At 39.2% G+C, this 16404-nt stretch carries 21 protein-coding genes; 13 read left to right on the plus strand and 8 right to left on the minus strand.

The genetic code is table 11. The annotated features are described in order from the left end of the window. The first annotated feature begins 80 nt into the window (after positions 1-80). The 3 genes from ACIQZG_RS21485 to ACIQZG_RS21495 all read left to right on the plus strand — a co-directional run bounded on the left by ACIQZG_RS21485 (position 81) and on the right by ACIQZG_RS21495 (position 2975). The gene (locus ACIQZG_RS21485) at positions 81-1088 is read left to right on the plus strand and encodes an ABC transporter substrate-binding protein (RefSeq protein ID WP_402757702.1); all 1008 of its coding nucleotides are present in this window, start codon (positions 81-83) and stop codon (positions 1086-1088) included. 80 nt (positions 1089-1168) lie between these two features. After that, complete coding sequence (locus tag ACIQZG_RS21490; protein WP_402757704.1) at positions 1169-2188, plus strand: ABC transporter permease; 1020 nt, start codon at positions 1169-1171, stop codon at positions 2186-2188. Beyond that, a complete protein-coding gene (locus tag ACIQZG_RS21495) occupies positions 2181-2975 on the plus strand; it encodes an ABC transporter ATP-binding protein (RefSeq protein WP_402757706.1) in 795 nt (264 codons plus the stop codon). Before ACIQZG_RS21490 ends, ACIQZG_RS21495 begins: the two co-directional genes overlap by 8 nt. A 165-nt stretch (positions 2976-3140) precedes the next feature. Here the strand turns inward: ACIQZG_RS21495 and ilvA are convergent, their stop codons facing one another. The 4 genes from ilvA to ACIQZG_RS21515 form a co-directional block, all read right to left on the minus strand. Continuing rightward, a complete protein-coding gene (gene ilvA / locus ACIQZG_RS21500; protein WP_402757708.1) occupies positions 3141-4400 on the minus strand; it encodes a threonine ammonia-lyase IlvA in 1260 nt (419 codons plus the stop codon). A 155-nt stretch (positions 4401-4555) separates the two neighbouring features. Next, positions 4556-5911, minus strand: coding sequence for a YjiH family protein (locus ACIQZG_RS21505; protein WP_402757710.1), 1356 nt, complete (start codon positions 5909-5911; stop codon positions 4556-4558). Between the two features lie 180 nt (positions 5912-6091). Then, positions 6092-6778, minus strand: a complete 687-nt coding sequence (gene bshB2 / locus ACIQZG_RS21510; RefSeq protein ID WP_402757711.1) for a bacillithiol biosynthesis deacetylase BshB2 — start codon at positions 6776-6778, stop codon at positions 6092-6094. A 13-nt stretch (positions 6779-6791) separates the two neighbouring features. Further along, on the minus strand, positions 6792-7142 hold the full coding sequence (locus tag ACIQZG_RS21515; protein WP_402757712.1) for a YojF family protein: 351 nt from the start codon (positions 7140-7142) through the stop codon (positions 6792-6794). 295 nt (positions 7143-7437) lie between these two features. Here ACIQZG_RS21515 and exaC point away from each other — a divergent pair, with 295 nt between their 5' ends. Both exaC and ACIQZG_RS21525 read left to right on the plus strand, forming a co-directional pair. Further along, positions 7438-8958 carry an acetaldehyde dehydrogenase ExaC gene (gene exaC / locus ACIQZG_RS21520; protein ID WP_402757714.1) on the plus strand — a complete coding sequence of 507 codons (1521 nt, stop codon included), beginning with the start codon at positions 7438-7440 and terminating at the stop codon, positions 8956-8958. A gap of 21 nt (positions 8959-8979) precedes the next feature. After that, the gene (locus ACIQZG_RS21525; RefSeq protein ID WP_402757716.1) at positions 8980-9342 is read left to right on the plus strand and encodes a DUF779 domain-containing protein; all 363 of its coding nucleotides are present in this window, start codon (positions 8980-8982) and stop codon (positions 9340-9342) included. Between the two features lie 142 nt (positions 9343-9484). On the opposite strand, the gene ACIQZG_RS21530 is transcribed toward ACIQZG_RS21525, so the two are convergent. Further along, positions 9485-9763 (minus strand): hypothetical protein, encoded by a 279-nt coding sequence (locus ACIQZG_RS21530; protein ID WP_402757718.1) that lies wholly within the window; start codon positions 9761-9763, stop codon positions 9485-9487. Between the two features lie 173 nt (positions 9764-9936). Here ACIQZG_RS21530 and ACIQZG_RS21535 point away from each other — a divergent pair, with 173 nt between their 5' ends. Then, positions 9937-10485, plus strand: a complete 549-nt coding sequence (locus ACIQZG_RS21535; protein WP_402757720.1) for an acyl-CoA thioesterase — start codon at positions 9937-9939, stop codon at positions 10483-10485. A 242-nt stretch (positions 10486-10727) separates the two neighbouring features. On the opposite strand, the gene thiD is transcribed toward ACIQZG_RS21535, so the two are convergent. Then, the gene (gene thiD, locus ACIQZG_RS21540; protein ID WP_402757722.1) at positions 10728-11558 is read right to left on the minus strand and encodes a bifunctional hydroxymethylpyrimidine kinase/phosphomethylpyrimidine kinase; all 831 of its coding nucleotides are present in this window, start codon (positions 11556-11558) and stop codon (positions 10728-10730) included. A 179-nt stretch (positions 11559-11737) separates the two neighbouring features. On the opposite strand from thiD, the gene ACIQZG_RS21545 reads away from it, so the two are divergent. From ACIQZG_RS21545 to ACIQZG_RS21565, 5 genes are all read left to right on the plus strand, one after another. Next, positions 11738-12424 carry a uracil-DNA glycosylase gene (locus ACIQZG_RS21545; RefSeq protein WP_402757740.1) on the plus strand — a complete coding sequence of 229 codons (687 nt, stop codon included), beginning with the start codon at positions 11738-11740 and terminating at the stop codon, positions 12422-12424. A 76-nt stretch (positions 12425-12500) separates the two neighbouring features. Continuing rightward, on the plus strand, positions 12501-12680 hold the full coding sequence (locus tag ACIQZG_RS21550) for a uracil-DNA glycosylase (protein ID WP_402757742.1): 180 nt from the start codon (positions 12501-12503) through the stop codon (positions 12678-12680). After that, positions 12677-12943: a YwdI family protein gene (locus ACIQZG_RS21555; RefSeq protein WP_402757724.1), complete on the plus strand. Its 267-nt coding sequence runs from the start codon at positions 12677-12679 to the stop codon at positions 12941-12943. Before ACIQZG_RS21550 ends, ACIQZG_RS21555 begins: the two co-directional genes overlap by 4 nt. Before the next feature lie 28 nt (positions 12944-12971). Then, positions 12972-13352: a DUF423 domain-containing protein gene (locus ACIQZG_RS21560; protein ID WP_402757726.1), complete on the plus strand. Its 381-nt coding sequence runs from the start codon at positions 12972-12974 to the stop codon at positions 13350-13352. A 148-nt stretch (positions 13353-13500) separates the two neighbouring features. Continuing rightward, positions 13501-14679, plus strand: a complete 1179-nt coding sequence (locus ACIQZG_RS21565) for a M20 family metallopeptidase (protein WP_402757728.1) — start codon at positions 13501-13503, stop codon at positions 14677-14679. A gap of 35 nt (positions 14680-14714) precedes the next feature. Here the strand turns inward: ACIQZG_RS21565 and gerQ are convergent, their stop codons facing one another. Together gerQ and ACIQZG_RS21575 are read right to left on the minus strand one after the other, a co-directional pair. Further along, entirely contained in the window at positions 14715-15053 is a 339-nt protein-coding gene (gene gerQ / locus ACIQZG_RS21570) for a spore coat protein GerQ (protein ID WP_402757730.1), read from the minus strand. A 19-nt stretch (positions 15054-15072) separates the two neighbouring features. After that, complete coding sequence (locus ACIQZG_RS21575) at positions 15073-15498, minus strand: cell wall hydrolase (protein WP_402757732.1); 426 nt, start codon at positions 15496-15498, stop codon at positions 15073-15075. A gap of 243 nt (positions 15499-15741) precedes the next feature. Between ACIQZG_RS21575 and ACIQZG_RS21580 the strand changes: the two genes are divergently transcribed. Together ACIQZG_RS21580 and ACIQZG_RS21585 are read left to right on the plus strand one after the other, a co-directional pair. After that, positions 15742-15912 carry a hypothetical protein gene (locus tag ACIQZG_RS21580; RefSeq protein WP_402757734.1) on the plus strand — a complete coding sequence of 57 codons (171 nt, stop codon included), beginning with the start codon at positions 15742-15744 and terminating at the stop codon, positions 15910-15912. A gap of 171 nt (positions 15913-16083) precedes the next feature. After that, the gene (locus ACIQZG_RS21585) at positions 16084-16266 is read left to right on the plus strand and encodes a hypothetical protein (protein WP_402757736.1); all 183 of its coding nucleotides are present in this window, start codon (positions 16084-16086) and stop codon (positions 16264-16266) included. Positions 16267-16404: the final 138 nt, after the last annotated feature.

The raw sequence follows: 16404 nt of genomic DNA on the forward strand, positions 1-16404 counted from the left end.
CATACTTTGCTAGGGTGAAGTGCCTTATTGTTGGTACGGTATAGCATGATAATGAGACAAAAGGTCGAGGGGGATTATTTGTGAAAAATAATATGAGAAAGCTTTCTTTTCTTCTATTTGGTTTAGTTCTACTACTTGCTGCATGTGGCGGTGGTACGGAATCCAAAGGCGATGAAAAGAATAATGCAAGTGAGGGTAGTGCTAAAGAAGAAGCAACATATAAAATCGGAATTTCTCAATACGTTGATCATCCTTCTTTAAACGCAGCAACAGAGGGTTTCAAAAAAGCAATTGAAGATTCTGGTTTAAAAGTGGAATTTGATCCACAAAATGCTGCAGCTGATAGTAGTGTGACTACAACAATTGCTAATAACTTTGTGAGCACAGGTGTAGATTTAATCTTTGCGAATGCAACACCTTCAGCTCAAGCGGCTATGGCAGCAACAGGTGATATTCCTGTTGTCTTTACATCAGTAACAGATGCAGTTGGTGCAGAATTAATCAATTCTATGGAAGCACCAGGTAAAAACGCAACGGGTACTATAGATTTACATCCAGATACAATTGCAAAAACAGTCGCATTCCTAAAAGAATTAGGTGCAAAAAATGTCGGTATGGTATACAGCGCTGGTGAGCAAAACTCAGTGGCTCAAGTAAAAGAAGTGAAAAAAATAGCAACTGAACAAGGTTTAACAATAGTAGAAGCAAATGCAGCAACTTCAGCAGATGTAAAGCAAGCTTCAGAATCTTTAATAGGTAAAATCGATGCATTTTACATTATTACGGATAACATCGTTGTAACTGCATTAGAGTCAGTAATAGATGTAGCAAACACAAACAAATTACCACTTATAGTAGGTGAGCTTGACTCTGTAGCACGTGGCGGCTTAGCTGCATACGGTTTCCAATACTATGATATCGGTTATGAAGCAGGAGAAATGGCTGTGAAAATTCTAAAAGGTGAAGCGAAGCCTGCAGAAACACCTGCTCAATATCCACAAAACTTAAAACTACAAATAAACAAAAAAGTAGCAGATAGCCTAGGCATCGATATTAAAGAAACTTGGGGCGCTGAACTTGTAGAGTAATAATTTAAGAATGAAGCGGGGATGTTTTAACCCCCGCTTTATCTTCATTTTAAGAAAAAATTTTAGGAGATGATTCAACTATGTTTACGGCAATATTTGGCTCAGTTGAGCAAGGGATCATCTATGCAATTATGGCACTTGGTGTGTATTTAACATTCCGGGTGTTAGATTTTCCGGATTTAACGGTTGATGGAAGCTTTGTAACAGGGGCAGCAACAGCAGCGACGATGATTCTGCTAGGCTATCACCCAATCATAGCTACTTTAGTGGCAATTGTTGCTGGATTTATTGCTGGATGTATGACAGGAATTCTTCACACAAAGGGGAAAATCAACCCTCTTCTGTCAGGGATTTTAATGATGATTGCGTTGTATTCTATTAATTTACGTATTATGGGGTTGACTGCAGAAAATACGATAGGTCGTCCGAATATTCCACTACTGAACGCTGAGACTATATTTTCACAGTTCCAAGAATTTTGGAGTAATTTAGGTATCGATGCAGCATTAAATAACGCATTAAAAAGCATAGGTATTCAGCAAGTACCATCCACATGGGGTACGCTGATTGTAGTATTATTCATCACGATTTTAATTAAATTTATTGCTGACTGGTTCTTAAAAACTGAAGTTGGACTTGCTATTCGAGCAACTGGTGATAATAAACGTATGATTCGTAGTTTTTCTGCGAATACAGATACACTTATTATTCTTGGGCTTGGTCTTTCAAATGCACTTGTTGCATTTTCTGGAGCTTTAATCGCACAGTATTCGAAGTTCTCTGATATCGGGATGGGAATTGGGATGATCGTTATCGGCCTTGCATCAGTTATTATCGGTGAAGCTATCTTCGGTACCAAAACAATTATGCGCACAACATTAGCTGTTATTGCAGGAGCTATTATTTACCGTATTGTGCTAGCTATGTCATTACGCGTAGAGTTCTTAGATACAGGGGATATGAAATTAATTACAGCAATTATTGTTATTATGGCATTGGTTGTACCTCAATTTGTTAACAAAAATAAGGAACGTAAACGAAAGGAAAAGCGTGCAAAAAACATAAATACTATTAAGCAAGGAGGAAGTGACCTTGCTTAAATTAGATAATATAAACAAGATTTTCAACGAAGGTACACCTGACGAAAAAATTGCCTTAGCGGATATTAACTTACACTTAAAGCCTGGAGATTTCGTAACAATTATCGGGAGTAACGGTGCGGGAAAATCGACGATGATGAATATGGTATCAGGGGCACTAACACCTGACTTCGGCACTGTCTCAATTGATGGCAATAATGTAACTGGTTTGCCTGAATACAAACGTTCACAATTTATAGGGCGTGTGTTCCAAGATCCGATGGCTGGTACAGCACCGACCATGACAATTGAAGAAAATGTAGCACTGGCTTACTCTCGAAATAAGGGACGCGGTCTGCGTATTGGCGTCGATAAAAAACGTCGTGAGTTTTTCAAAGAGTCACTAGAAATGCTAGGCTTAAATTTAGAAAATCGCTTGTCTGCTAAGGTTGGATTATTATCGGGTGGGGAACGTCAAGCATTGTCACTACTCATGGCAACCTTTACAAAACCTTCCATATTATTACTAGATGAGCATACAGCTGCACTTGACCCATCACGCGCTGAGCTCATCACACGCATTACAAAGCATCTAGTCGAAAAAGATAAGTTAACGACATTAATGGTCACACACAACATGCAACAAGCCTTAGATTTAGGCAATCGCTTGATTATGATGGATAAAGGTCAAATCATTCTGCAAGTTGGCGAGGATCGTAAGCACGAACTTACAATCCCAGACTTAATGGCAGAATTCGAACGTATCCGCGGAGAGAAAATGAACTCTGACCGCGCATTACTAGGATAACTATTTGTTTGGTTAACGCTCACACTATGGTGTGGGCGTTTTTTATGTTTGTAAGGTAGATGTCGATATTTTCAGGAAGTTGGGCGATAAAATAGAAAACCTGTCCGATAAACCCTAAATTCGCATAAAAAAACATCAGCCACACAATGTAGCTGATGCGAAAAATTATACTAATAATCCAAACAATTGGAGATCATTATTCACTTCTTTATAATTGAAACCGAATTGCGTCATACGAGCAAGCAGTCCTTCATATTCATCACGACTACCGAGTTCGATACCGACTAAGGCAGGCCCACTTTCTTTGTTGTTTTTCTTTGTATATTCAAAAGTTGTAATGTCGTCATCTGGTCCTAAAACGCTTGTTAAGAACTGGCGGAGTGCACCAGCACGTTGAGGGAAGCTAACAATGAAGTAGTAAAGTAACCCCTCATGAATCAATGATTTCTCTTTAATTTCTTGCATACGTCCAATGTCGTTGTTACCACCGCTGATGATGACTACGACGGATTTTCCTTTAATTTCTTCTTTATAAAAGTCGAGTGCTGCAACAGAAAGTGCACCAGCCGGCTCAGCAATGATTGCGTGTTTATTATATAAATCTAATATTGTAGTGCATACTTTCCCCTCAGGAACTAGTACAATGTCGTCTAAATAGCGGCGACATACTTCATATGTGTGATTGCCGACACATTTTACAGCGGCACCATCAACAAATTTGTCAATCCAATCAAGTGCAATAGAGCCACCTTCCGCAAAAGCAGCCTTCATACTACCTGCACCAGCCGGCTCAACTCCAATGATTTTGCTATTGGGCGATAGGTTTTTTACATAAGCAGAGACACCTGACATTAACCCGCCACCGCCAATACTACCGAATACATAGTCAATAGGCTCTTCCATATCGTTCATAATCTCGACAGCGACAGTTCCTTGTCCAGCAATGACATCAAAATCATCGAATGGGTGGATGAAGATTTTACCTTGTTCTTCACAATAAGCCAAAGCGCTCTCGGCTGCATCATCGAATGTATCGCCAGCTAAAATAATTTCCACGTACTCACGACCAAACATACGCACTTGGTCGATTTTTTGTTTTGGTGTTGTTTGTGGCATGAAAATGCTCGCTTGGATTTTCAGTTGTGCACAGGCATAGGCAACACCTTGCGCGTGATTACCAGCACTTGCACACGCAACTCCTAGTTCACGTGCTTCTGATTCGATTTTTTTAATTTTATAGTAGGCACCACGAAGTTTAAAGGAGCGCACATGTTGCAAATCTTCGCGCTTAAAATAAATATTAGCTCCGTATTTCTCAGATAAATAATCGTTTTTTTGTAACGGTGTGTGGACCACTACATCTTTTAAAAAATGATGTGCAATGAGGATATTTTCGACCTGCACGGTTTTTGTATCAGTCTCCATTGAATTTTTCCCTCCGAATTTAACTAAAACATATACCATTTTAACATAAAAAAGTGATTAGGAGACTAAATATTTAGTTAATTCTAAAAATTAAAACGCTTCCAAAAAAAGCAATTGTTCACGCCTGTTAAAAGCGAGAACAATTGCTACATGAGTTAGAAAATAATGTGTGCCATAAGTGCGGCAATTGGTAAAGAAATAAGGGTACGAAGTAAGAAAATCACGACTAAGTCTAAAAACTTCAGTGGGATTTTCGTACCTAAAATTAGTCCGCCGACCTCTGACATATAGATAAGTTGTGATACAGAAACGACTGCAATCACAAAGCGTGTCATTTCAGATTCAATGCCAGCACCTAAGATTGAAGGAAGGAACATGTCAGCAAATCCTACAACCATTGTTTGTGCTGCCTCTGCTGCTTCAGGTAATCCAAGTACTGTTAAAATCGGCTCAAATGGCTTCCCTAAAATTGTGAAAACACTTGTAAATTCAGCAAGCATTAATGCAATTGTACCGAATGCCATTACGATTGGTGCTACACCAATCCATAAGTCAAGCATGTTTTTTAAGCCATCTTCAAAGAATCTACGAGGGCTACGATTTTCATGCGCAACAGCTAAAGCATTTTCCAATCCGTGTGTCACTGAATTATAGCCTTCAGGTAACTTTTCACGTTCTAAATCTTGCGGTGATCCATTAATATACGTATCTTCTTTACCAGCAAGTGGGTAAATACGTGGCATGATAATAGCTAGTACAAGCCCGCATAGTACAACTGTGAAATAATACGGGATAAAGTAGCGTGAAAGATGTACAGTATCTAACACAACGATACAAAATGTAATGGATACAATTGAGAAGCTAGTTGCAATAATTGCAGCTTCTTTTTTTGTATAGTTGCCCATTTCATATTGCTTACTTGTCATAAGGACGCCGATTGTACCATCACCAATCCAAGACGTAAGAGCATCAATCGAAGAACGACCAGGAATTTTAAAGAGCGGGCGCATAATGTATACCATCATTGTGCCGAAAAACTCTAACAAGCCGAAGTTCGTTAAAAATGGTAATAACAATCCGGCAAATAAGAAAATAGTGAATAAAAATGTAACTAATCCACCGTCTGGATCCATTAATAATCCACCAGTATTTTCATTGATAATTGCAGATGGACCAAAGTCTAGTACGACCATAGATGCAAATATGAAGCCTACGAAGCGTGTAATTGTCCAAAACCAGTTCACTCGGAAAAGTGTATCAATAATACTTGGCTGCTTCTCATTTTTTTTCGGAATAAATTTCACAATGAGTGCACCAAAACTAGCGATTGCAAAAATAAATAAAGTAAAGTAGCTAATGATAGGAGCGACAAAACCAGCGAGTAGATTTGCCAAAATAGCAATAGGTACTTTCCATCCATCATCCGTTAAGAGGGGTGTCATGAATAAAAGCACACCAATAAGAGAAGGGATGATGAAGTAAAAGTATGTAGAAACAGGATATTTCTTCATATTGTGTATATACCTCATTCTCATAGTTGTTATTGTTGAATAATTATACATAATACATGGTTATCTATGCGTTGTCCACAAATAGAGAAATAGTGAAACTTTTCAGTGAATTTGGTGTTTATAAGGGTGGATGCATAAAAAAACACTCCGCTAAAAAAGAAGCAGGAGTGCTAAAGGTTATTACTTATATTGGTCAGGATCAACGATATAGAACTTTTCAACATTGAGCCAACTTTCGCTCATAGGCTCACCGTCGTCAATTCGTTTCTCTGTTTCTTGCATCATCCAAGCAGTTTGCGAGGCATGTGCTTTGAGTGCTTTTATTTTATCCATTTTTGTTTCGCTTACATCGATATGCACATGTGGTTCTCCATTTTTTTCGACTGTGTCATTGGCGAACGCACAACCTAAAATTTGTGGACGTGCTGCTTTCGGCATACGACGGACAGCTTCAACTACTGCACGTGCAGTAGCTTCGTGATCTGGATGTACGGCGAAACCAGGTAAGAATGTGAAAATCAGTGACGGCATTAACTCTTCTATTAAGGCCTCTACAAGCTTGACCATCTTTTCATCGTCTTCAAATTCAATCGTTTTATCACGGAGGCCGAGCATACGTAAATCTTGAATACCCATTGCTTCAGCAGCAGCTTGTAATTCTTTGCGACGTATTTCAGGTAGTGACTCACGTGTTGCAAATGGAGGATTTCCTAAATTTCGACCCATTTCACCTAATGTCAAGCAGGCATATGTAACAGGTGTATTCATTTTTTTTGTATAATGGGCAATCGTTCCTGCAACTGAAAAAGCTTCATCATCTGGATGCGGGTAAACGATTAAAATATGACGCTGTGGTTGTAATTCCATGTCGTAGTCCCCCTTAATAGGTAAATGGCGTATCGCTAATTTCTAACGCGACTGCCAACTTTCCAGAATAGTCTAATCCAGCCATCAGTAATCGGCCTTTGTCATCTAACTCATAGTGTGTAATGCCTTGTGCATAAACCCAACCATGCTCCATTTTTAAACCAACACGGTGTGGTGAATCACTGACAACCTTTGCTAGCTCATAATTAATTTTCGCATTGCGAATAAAGGCACCTGCATTAAAAAATTGTTCATCATAGTGTGCTGCATAAGAACCGTTTGTCGTCTCAAGATGAATATAAACGTCTTTGTTGGCGAAAGAATTAAGTAAATTCTGTAGCGCTGTAACTTGTACTTCCTGCATCTTAACACTCCTTTCACGATCATTTCTCTTATAAGTATAGTCAAAAAAGATGATGAAGGGAAATTGAATGCCCTTTTTCTGACAAACTAATAAAAAGTGTCGAATATGAAAGGATACGATTATATTTTCTTTTAAAAAATAGTCGTGAAAATATCAAACTATTTTTTAAAAATCAATTTACTTGTAAAAATTATTGTAGTGTAGCATTATAAGCATGTGAAGATAAATTTGAACAAAATGTGTCGGTAAAATTTGTATGCGTTTTCACAATAAAAACAGCGGGGAGATTTATACTATGATCTATGCAAATCCTAATACTCCAGGAGCAGTAGTAAATTTCAGAGAGAAATATGATAACTTTATTGGTGGCGAATGGGTCGCTCCAGTAAAAGGTCAATATTTTGAGAATAAAACACCTATAACAGGCCAAGTATTCACAAAAGCATCTCGTTCAACTAGTGAAGATATTGAGCTAGCACTTGATGCAGCACATGCAGCAAAAGATGCATGGGGAAAAACTTCTGCTGCAGAACGTGCGGCTATTTTAAATAAAATTGCTGACCGTATTGAAGAAAATTTAGAAATGATCGCTGTCGCTGAAACATGGGACAATGGTAAAGCAGTACGTGAAACATTAAACGCTGATATTCCTTTAGCGGTAGATCACTTCCGTTATTTTGCGGGTGTTATTCGTGCTCAAGAGGGACGTACATCACAATTAGATAACGACACTGTCGCTTACCATTTCCAAGAGCCACTAGGCGTTGTTGGTCAAATTATTCCTTGGAACTTCCCGATTTTAATGGCAGCTTGGAAAATAGCTCCAGCATTAGCGGCAGGTAACTGCATCGTTATGAAACCGGCTGAGCAAACACCAGTTTCTTTACTTGTGTTAATCGAAACAATCCAAGATATTTTACCTAAGGGTGTTTTAAATATTGTAAATGGCTTCGGTATTGAAGTTGGTAAAGCGCTTGCAACAAATAAACGCATTGCTAAAATTGCTTTCACAGGTTCAACTGCAGTAGGCCGTCAAATTATGCAATATGCAACAGAAAATATTATTCCAGTAACATTAGAACTTGGTGGTAAATCGCCAAACGTATTCTTTGAAGATGTAATGGCTGCTGATGATGAATATTTAGATAAAGCAATTGAAGGTTTTGTAATGTTCGCTTTAAACTCAGGCGAAATTTGTACATGCCCTTCACGTGCACTTGTTCATGAATCGATTTATGATCAATTCATCGAACGTGCAATTGCACGCGTGGAAGCGATTAAAATTGGTAACCCACTTGATACAGAAGTAATGATGGGTGCTCAAGCTTCAGAGCAACAAAAACAAAAAATCATGTCTTACTTACAATTAGGTAAAGAAGAAGGCGCTGAATGTCTAATCGGCGGCGAAGAAAATATTCTTGAAGGTGACCTAGCGGGTGGTAACTACATCAAACCAACAGTTTTCAAAGGTCACAATAAAATGCGTATCTTCCAAGAAGAAATCTTTGGTCCAGTATTAGGTGTTACTACATTTAAAGACTTCGATGAAGCAATTGAAATTGCAAATGATACAGAATATGGATTAGGCGCTGGTGTTTGGTCACGTTCTGGAGACACTGCATACCGTGCTGGCCGTGCTATCCAAGCTGGTCGTGTATGGACAAATACGTATCACCAATACCCTGCTGGTGCTGCATTTGGTGGCTTTAAACTTTCTGGTATCGGTCGTGAAAACCACGCAATGATGTTAGATCACTATCAACAAACAAAATGTTTATTAGTTAACTATAAAAAAGAAGCACAAGGTTTCTTCTAAGGTGAAAGGAAGGATAACAACATGGTAGCACGAGTAGTTGCAACAAAAGAGGCTTTGAATTTAACCGAGCTTATTAAAAGCAGACATGGGGCTATCATGTTTTATCAATCTGGTGGATGTTGTGATGGTTCTGTACCGATGTGTTATGTAGAGGGAGATTTTAAGCTCGGTGACAACGATATTTATCTTGGCACAATTGGTGACGCTCCTTTCTACATTCATAGAGCTCAATATGAGTATTTCAAACATACGCAATTGATTATTGATGCGCTGGAGGGCAGAGGTGCAAGCTTTTCTTTAGATAGCGTGGAGGAAATGCACTTCATCACGAAATCTAAAGTCTTCACAACAGAAGACTATGAAGAAGTAAAAACACTTTTTTAATAGGATGCAAAAAAAGGCCACGAATCTCTGTTGGAGAGAGAATCGTGGCTTTTGATCGTTGTCATTTCATTTTTAGCACAGACGAGGATATGTCTCAATCTCTTATGAGGCACGTCGTTTTTTGTTGTATGTATCCTTTTCGTTAACGATTGAGTTTACGCTCGATTGAATCTAAGCGATTGTTGACATGTTGTAGTTGTTTATACATTTGTTTATACTGTCTGTTTTGGTCGTTGGATTTCTCACTTTCTAATTGTACGGCTTCCTCTTCTTCTTCCAGGGCCAATATCGTAGCGAGAGTAGACAATGAATAGCCGAGAGTTAAAATAATGGAAGATAAAACTTCAACTTTGGAAGCGGATAATGCTGTAGCTTCTAGATTAGAATCCTGGAGTGCTTCTCCTGAATGGTTTTTTTTCATAATAACCCCTCCCATCTAAGGCTAATATATGATAGCTGAAGCAGTAAGGTATCTTGTCCGGAACTTTGTGGTTTTAATAAACTCGAAACATTTGAACAATAAAATTGATTTTTCTAGAAAAATATAGCATTATAATAGAAATATAGATTGTGATGGTATAAGGGGGAAATGCTGTGGAGAAAAAATTTAAGTATTGTAAGGAATCGAGAGTCATGCGTACAAGTCGTGTTTTTCCAAACGATGTCAACAATCATAATACGCTTTTTGGTGGTCGCTTGATGAGTGATATCGACCAAGTAGCCTCGATTTCTGCGGCCAAACATAGTCGACGAGACTGTGTCACAGCTTCAACCGATTCCGTCGATTTTTTGAATCCTATTCGTCCGACAGACTCTGTGTACTTTGAGTCGTATGTCACATGGACTGGCACATCATCAATGGAAGTGTTTGTGAAGGTCATTTCAGAAAATTTGAAAACAGGTGAACGAAAAGTTGCAGCGACAGCTTTATTAACTTTTGTTGCGTTAGATGAAAATAATCGACCATGCGCAGTCCCACGAGTTGTTCCTGAGACAGTGGAAGAATCAAAACTACATGAGACAGCTCCTGAGCGTGCAAGGATACGTGCCGACCGTAAAAAGGAAAGTAAAGCACTAGCAACTTTTATTTCAATGAATGACCCATGGGATTATCGACTTGAACTAATGGAAAATTATTTTTAAAAAAGCGTCAGGCAATCATGAATTTAGATTGCCTGACGCCTTTTTTAATTCAAATCAACAATGAGCAAATTTCAAAACGGTTATTTCGATTCTATTAAAGTACAAGGAGCGAAACCCAGTGAAAGCTGAGCGATTAACGCCCGAGGTTGAGCGCCCCGCAGTGAAATTAGAGCGACCTACGCCTAAAGTAGAGCACCCCATTGAGGTATGGAATACCTCAGCTTTTATTTTGCAAACTCCAGTTAAATTTCAGTTACTGTCACTTCGGGTGCACCAAAACGTGATTTTGCTCCGTGCATGACAGGACCAACGTAGTCATTTAATGCCCAGCCGTTTGCAATAGCAGCTGATACAAACTCTTTTGCTTCGATGACAGCTTCTTTAACAGTTAAGCCATTGGCAAGGTTTGCAGTGACAGAAGCGGCAAAGGTACAGCCTGCTCCGTGATTATAAGTAGAGGCAACCTTATCTGATTCTAATAAGTAGAATGTTTCACCATCAAAGAATAAATCTGTTGCTTTTTCAGTGGCAAGAACCTTGCCGCCTTTAATGACAACAGCTTTTGCACCTAGCTCATGAATTTTACGAGCAGCAACTTTCATGTCGTCAATTGTTTTTGGTGTCCCTGTACCTGCTAATTGACCAGCTTCGAAAAGGTTGGGTGTAGTTACTGCCGCAAATGGTAATAAGTATTTCACCATAGCGTCAGTGTTGCCAGGGTTTAGAACTTCGTCATCACCTTTACAGATCATGACAGGGTCGATTACAACATTAGTTGTACCTGATTTAGCAATGGCGTCACCAGCGATTCGGATAATTTCTTCAGTTGACAGCATACCAGTTTTCACCGCATCAATGCCTGTTGAAAGGGCTGTATCAATTTGTTTTTGTAAAAGTTCAGTTGGGAGTGGTGTTACACTATGCGACCAGCCGTTTGGATCCATTGTTACGACAACAGTAAGCGCAACCATACCGTAAGTGCCATGCTCTTGGAATGTTTTAATGTCAGCTTGCATGCCTGCGCCACCAGATGTATCTGAACCAGCAATCGTTAATGTTTTTTTAAGAGCCATGAGAAAAATCTCCTTTAGGATGATAGAATTTTTTGAAATTACCATATAGTATAATCCGATTCTGATTCTATAAAAATAGCCAGTAATCGATATTTTTATAGTGTCAGTTTATGATTCCCCTTGAATTCAGTGGTAAACTTTTGTACCTTTGTAAGGAGAGAAAGGGGCTTAAAGTAGTGATGCAGCAAATTTTCCCGAATGATTGGCAAACAATACTTTCTGATGAATTAGAAAAACCATATTATCAGGCACTACGCCAATTCGTGGCACATGAATTTTCCACACAAACGATTTATCCTCCTATGGATGAGGTGATGAGTGCTTTTCATACAACAGCTTATCGTGATGTAAAGGTTGTTATATTAGGTCAGGATCCATATCATGGACCGAATCAGGCGCATGGCTTAAGTTTTTCTGTGAAGCCAGGAGTTCCACATCCACCAAGCTTACGCAATATGTTAAAGGAGTTACAAGATGATATAGGTTGTCCAATACCACAACACGGCACATTAACAAAATGGGCGGAGCAAGGTGTGTTGTTATTGAATACGGTGTTAACAGTTCGAGCGGGTCAGGCGAATTCACATCAAGGACAAGGATGGGAGCAGTTTACGGATGCGGTAATTGAAAAGCTTGCTGCTAGACAACAGTCAGTAATTTTCATTTTGTGGGGCAAGCCTGCACAGCGAAAAAAACAGCTTATTTTAAAGTACTCTCAGCAGCATGTGATTTTAGAAGCGCCCCATCCAAGTCCGTTAAGTGCATATCGTGGATTTTTCGGTAGTAAGCCTTATTCACAGATCAATGCGCAGTTAGAGGCTTGGGGAGAACAACCAATTGATTGGTGTTTATCTTCATCTATATAGTAGGCTGCCACAAATCGTTTCCTTTTAAGTGCCTAGAAATCGTGGTACAGTGATACATGAAAGAGAGGGAGCAACTATGCGAATTGATTGCTTCAGATGTAAGAATTTTAAAGTAACGTGGGATCCGCAAAATCCACGTGCTTGTGTAGCATACGGTTTCAAAACGAAACAGCTTCCATCCGTCGTTGTAAAGCAATCCTCTGGTATGGACTGCATGAAATTTGTATCGAAAGCAGAAAGTGAGGGCAAACGATGATTTCCTATCAAGCGGTATTATTACAACTTGAAAAACAATTAGATGAAGCGAAAAAAGCATCAAGTGAACAACAAATTAGAGAATCCTTAACGGCTGTTCGAGCATTGTGTGACGTTGTGTTAGCACAACCTTTAGACGGCGCAAAACTACAGCCGAAAAATATTCCACAAATGTTGACGCAAAGTCCAACACAACAAATGGTATCCACAGTGAAAATAGATGAAGAAGACGGGGCAAATGGCGATTCGCTTTTTGACTTCTAATTTATAAATAAGGGTAGGGATAGGTAAGATGAAAAGATTTATCATTACAGGTGCACTGCATGGCTTTTTAGCGGTGGCATTCGGAGCATTCGGTGCTCATGCTTTAGACGGTATTTTAGATGATTACGGTCAAGATATTTGGAACAAAGCAGTACAATACCAAATGCTCCATGCAACAGGCTTACTTGTGATTGGACTTTTAATGAGTAATAAGATATTAGGAGAAGTGAAGCAATTAAACATTGCTGGTATTGTCTTCAATCTAGGTATTGTGTTCTTCTCGGGAAGTTTATATGTACTAGCACTTAGCGGTATTAAAGTGCTTGGTGCCGTTACGCCAATAGGTGGTGTCCTATTTTTAACGGGCTGGGTATGTATTATAATAGCAGCTATGAAACATGCAAGATAATGATAGATTACCTCTTTCGTACAAACGTGCGGAGGAGGTTTTTTTATGCCAATACATTAGTATTTAATCCATATTGTTTTTCTATGGATTTATGAGGTACACTTTAATTACCTGAAGAGTTCGAAAAGACGAAAGAAGGCATATACATATGGAAAAATTGTTTGCATTACTGGATGGAAATTATGAAGAGATGGTAGCGATTCGCCGTCATTTACATGAATATCCTGAAATCTCATTTGAAGAAGTTGAAACACCTGCTTATATCGCAGCTTTTCATCGAGCATTAGGACATGATGTACGTGAACAGGTTGGTGGACGTGGTGTTGTAGCAACATTACGAGGCGCAAAACCAGGGAAAACAGTGGCACTACGTGCAGACTTTGATGCACTTGCTATTCAGGAAGAAAATGAAGTTCCATACAAATCAAAAGTAGCTGGTAAGATGCATGCATGTGGACATGATGGGCATACAGCTACATTACTTGGACTAGCAAGGGCACTTAATGCGATGAAAGATGAACTTGCTGGCACAGTGGTATTCATTCATCAACATGCAGAAGAAATTGCGCCAGGCGGAGCGAAACCGATGATCGAAGATGGCTGTTTAGATGGTGTAGATGTTATTTTTGGTACACATTTATGGGCTCCAACTCCTCTTGGTGAAATTTTAATACGCGACGGGGCAATTATGGCTGCTGCAGATAAAATTGATGTTGTGCTACAAGGAAAAGGGGGGCATGGTGCAGAGCCGCATCATTCTATTGATGCTGTTGTCTTGGCTTCTCAATTTGTCGTGAATGCGCAACAGCTTGTATCACGCCGTATTGATCCTTTAAAGTCTGCGGTACTTACAATTGGACATTTCGAAGCTATTAATCCATTCAATGTCATTGCAGAACGCGTCGTGTTGACGGGAACAGTCCGAACATTTGAAGAACAGGTCCGTACGCAAATGGAAGAGGAACTAGAAGCTGTATTAAATGCCACGTGCCTAGCTTTTGGTGCAACTTATGAATATCGTTACACAAGAGGTTATCCACCTGTGTATAACCATACGAAAGAAACAGAGTTTGTAGCACAGCTTGCATTAGAAGTACCAGGTGTTGAAAGTGTTACTACATGCTCGCCATTTATGATTGGTGAAGACTTTGCTTATTATTTAGAAAAAGTACCAGGTACATTCTTCTTTACAGGCGCGAAAAAACCAGAATGGGAAACGGCTTACCCACATCACCATGCTCGCTTTGATTTTGATGAAAGGGCGATGCTTGTTGCCGCGAAAACACTAGGGAAAGCAACATTACAATATTTAAATGAAAATAATTAAAAAAGTCAGCGAGAGTATCTCGCTGATTTTTTATGTTACGGATTTTGATTAAAATAAGACATTTCCTCATCGTATTCAGCGAAATCAAAGTAAATCATTGGGAATAAGAAACGGTGATTGGATTTGAGCTCACGTAAAATAACATGATCTCGGCCGGCAGCCTCGACAACACCACGTACTACCTTTGTATTTTTACCAGGTTCGATTGCATGTTCGAAGGAAAAATGGAAAGTGCCTGGTTTTCCTCGATTTAAACGTAAAATATTCTCAATATACGACTCTTCGCGTCCGGGTGGGCGTCCGCTACTTGGAAGCGTTACTTGTGGTGGTACCATCTGCTGCTGGGTTGTCGGTGTCCAATAGTAAGGCATCATAGTATCAACCTTCTTTCAATTAGATTTGAGGGCAATCCTCTTCGGTTGGCGAGAAAAAGCAGTGCGATTTGTAACGACCTGTATTCCACTGACCGTACCATTGTGCAGGGCAATTTCCTTCTGGTCTGAAAAACCAAAGTGAACGAGAAGCGGGATGAAAACGTTCACCCTGAATCGTCCTTTTTGCTAACCGAATATCTTGTTCGCGTGCACGCTGATAAAAGTAACCTTTTGTTGTTGCCTCAAAGCCTCCAGGACGTTGATAAACCATTTGTTCAATTGTTCGAATATCCCCAAAATCCAGACAATCTGCTCGTACACGATTGACGCCAACATTGCCGACCATAAGCATTCCTAATTCGCCTTCGCCTTCCGCTTCAGCACGCATTAATCGAGCGAGTAGAGATGTTTGTGCATCATTCGTTTTTATAACAGCGATTTTCATACCTCCTCGCAAACAGTATATGCAGTACAATACCGTAGACATGTTTAATTTTTAGTGAGAAAGTATATTCACGTTTTAGATGGTGTAAGCATATAGTGAAAACAACTGTCTTTTTAAGGAATGCGGGTTTTTTTATCGTATTAAATATTCTTCTTGCGAAAGGAGGGTACATATAGTTAAAGAAATTATAAGGAGCTAGGTGATTGTTTGCATGTCTATTAAATAGCATGTGAGGTGATAATCATGAAAATCAGTATTTGGATGGTCATTTTATTGAGTGCAATTGTGGCATTTATAATAGGGGGATTACATGGTCAACCACTTCATTGGTATCTCTTTATTTTAATTGTAATCGTAGGCTTCTTCATTCATATCATTATTTTAATTTTAAAAGTAAAGGACGAACGTTCATGAATAACGAGATATAGGTAAACATCATTGGATGGATTGATGATGTTTACCTATTTTTTTATGTATCGTGGTCATAAATAATGCAAATACTCCAGTCTATTGAGTATATAGAAATTTTATTGTCACATACTATAACGAAAAACATTTGTGGTACTTAGACGAAGGAGTGTTTCGATGAGTCATCTTGGTATGATTGTAGCGATTCTCGTAAGTGCATTCATGGCTTTTGGAATAGCAGATTACTACAACCAACCACATAATTGGTATCTATTTTTACTGATAGTGCTAACGGGGTTTTTTATTCATATAGTCATTCTTATATTAAAATCAGGAAACGATGAGGAAAAGGAAGCCTGAATCTAAAAAAGCGCGATTCCATTTTGGTGGATTCGCGCTTTTGATGGTGCGCCCGGCATGCACATGAACTATAGGGTGTAAGTCCCGAACCCCGAAGACAGAAGTAGAGGTTAGCCAAGAGCAAGGGTGTCCGTGGTG

It is taken from the genome of Lysinibacillus sp. NPDC096418, assembly GCF_044762775.1.
GTDB lineage: Bacteria > Bacillota > Bacilli > Bacillales_A > Planococcaceae > Lysinibacillus.

Excerpts from the sequence above, each read along its gene's own strand:
- ACIQZG_RS21490 (WP_402757704.1), top strand. The coding sequence starts at position 1,169 with ATGTTTACGGCAATATTTGGCTCAGTTGAGCAAGGGATCATCTATGCA.
- ilvA (WP_402757708.1), bottom strand. The coding sequence starts at position 4,400 with ATGGAGACTGATACAAAAACCGTGCAGGTCGAAAATATCCTCATTGCA.
- ACIQZG_RS21505 (WP_402757710.1), bottom strand. The coding sequence starts at position 5,911 with ATGAAGAAATATCCTGTTTCTACATACTTTTACTTCATCATCCCTTCT.
- bshB2 (WP_402757711.1), bottom strand. The coding sequence starts at position 6,778 with ATGGAATTACAACCACAGCGTCATATTTTAATCGTTTACCCGCATCCA.
- ACIQZG_RS21515 (WP_402757712.1), bottom strand. The coding sequence starts at position 7,142 with ATGCAGGAAGTACAAGTTACAGCGCTACAGAATTTACTTAATTCTTTC.
- exaC (WP_402757714.1), top strand. The coding sequence starts at position 7,438 with ATGATCTATGCAAATCCTAATACTCCAGGAGCAGTAGTAAATTTCAGA.
- ACIQZG_RS21525 (WP_402757716.1), top strand. The coding sequence starts at position 8,980 with ATGGTAGCACGAGTAGTTGCAACAAAAGAGGCTTTGAATTTAACCGAG.
- ACIQZG_RS21530 (WP_402757718.1), bottom strand. The coding sequence starts at position 9,763 with ATGAAAAAAAACCATTCAGGAGAAGCACTCCAGGATTCTAATCTAGAA.
- thiD (WP_402757722.1), bottom strand. The coding sequence starts at position 11,558 with ATGGCTCTTAAAAAAACATTAACGATTGCTGGTTCAGATACATCTGGT.
- ACIQZG_RS21545 (WP_402757740.1), top strand. The coding sequence starts at position 11,738 with ATGCAGCAAATTTTCCCGAATGATTGGCAAACAATACTTTCTGATGAA.
- ACIQZG_RS21550 (WP_402757742.1), top strand. The coding sequence starts at position 12,501 with ATGCGAATTGATTGCTTCAGATGTAAGAATTTTAAAGTAACGTGGGAT.
- ACIQZG_RS21555 (WP_402757724.1), top strand. The coding sequence starts at position 12,677 with ATGATTTCCTATCAAGCGGTATTATTACAACTTGAAAAACAATTAGAT.
- ACIQZG_RS21560 (WP_402757726.1), top strand. The coding sequence starts at position 12,972 with ATGAAAAGATTTATCATTACAGGTGCACTGCATGGCTTTTTAGCGGTG.
- ACIQZG_RS21565 (WP_402757728.1), top strand. The coding sequence starts at position 13,501 with ATGGAAAAATTGTTTGCATTACTGGATGGAAATTATGAAGAGATGGTA.
- gerQ (WP_402757730.1), bottom strand. The coding sequence starts at position 15,053 with ATGATGCCTTACTATTGGACACCGACAACCCAGCAGCAGATGGTACCA.
- ACIQZG_RS21575 (WP_402757732.1), bottom strand. The coding sequence starts at position 15,498 with ATGAAAATCGCTGTTATAAAAACGAATGATGCACAAACATCTCTACTC.
- ACIQZG_RS21580 (WP_402757734.1), top strand. The coding sequence starts at position 15,742 with ATGAAAATCAGTATTTGGATGGTCATTTTATTGAGTGCAATTGTGGCA.
- ACIQZG_RS21585 (WP_402757736.1), top strand. The coding sequence starts at position 16,084 with ATGAGTCATCTTGGTATGATTGTAGCGATTCTCGTAAGTGCATTCATG.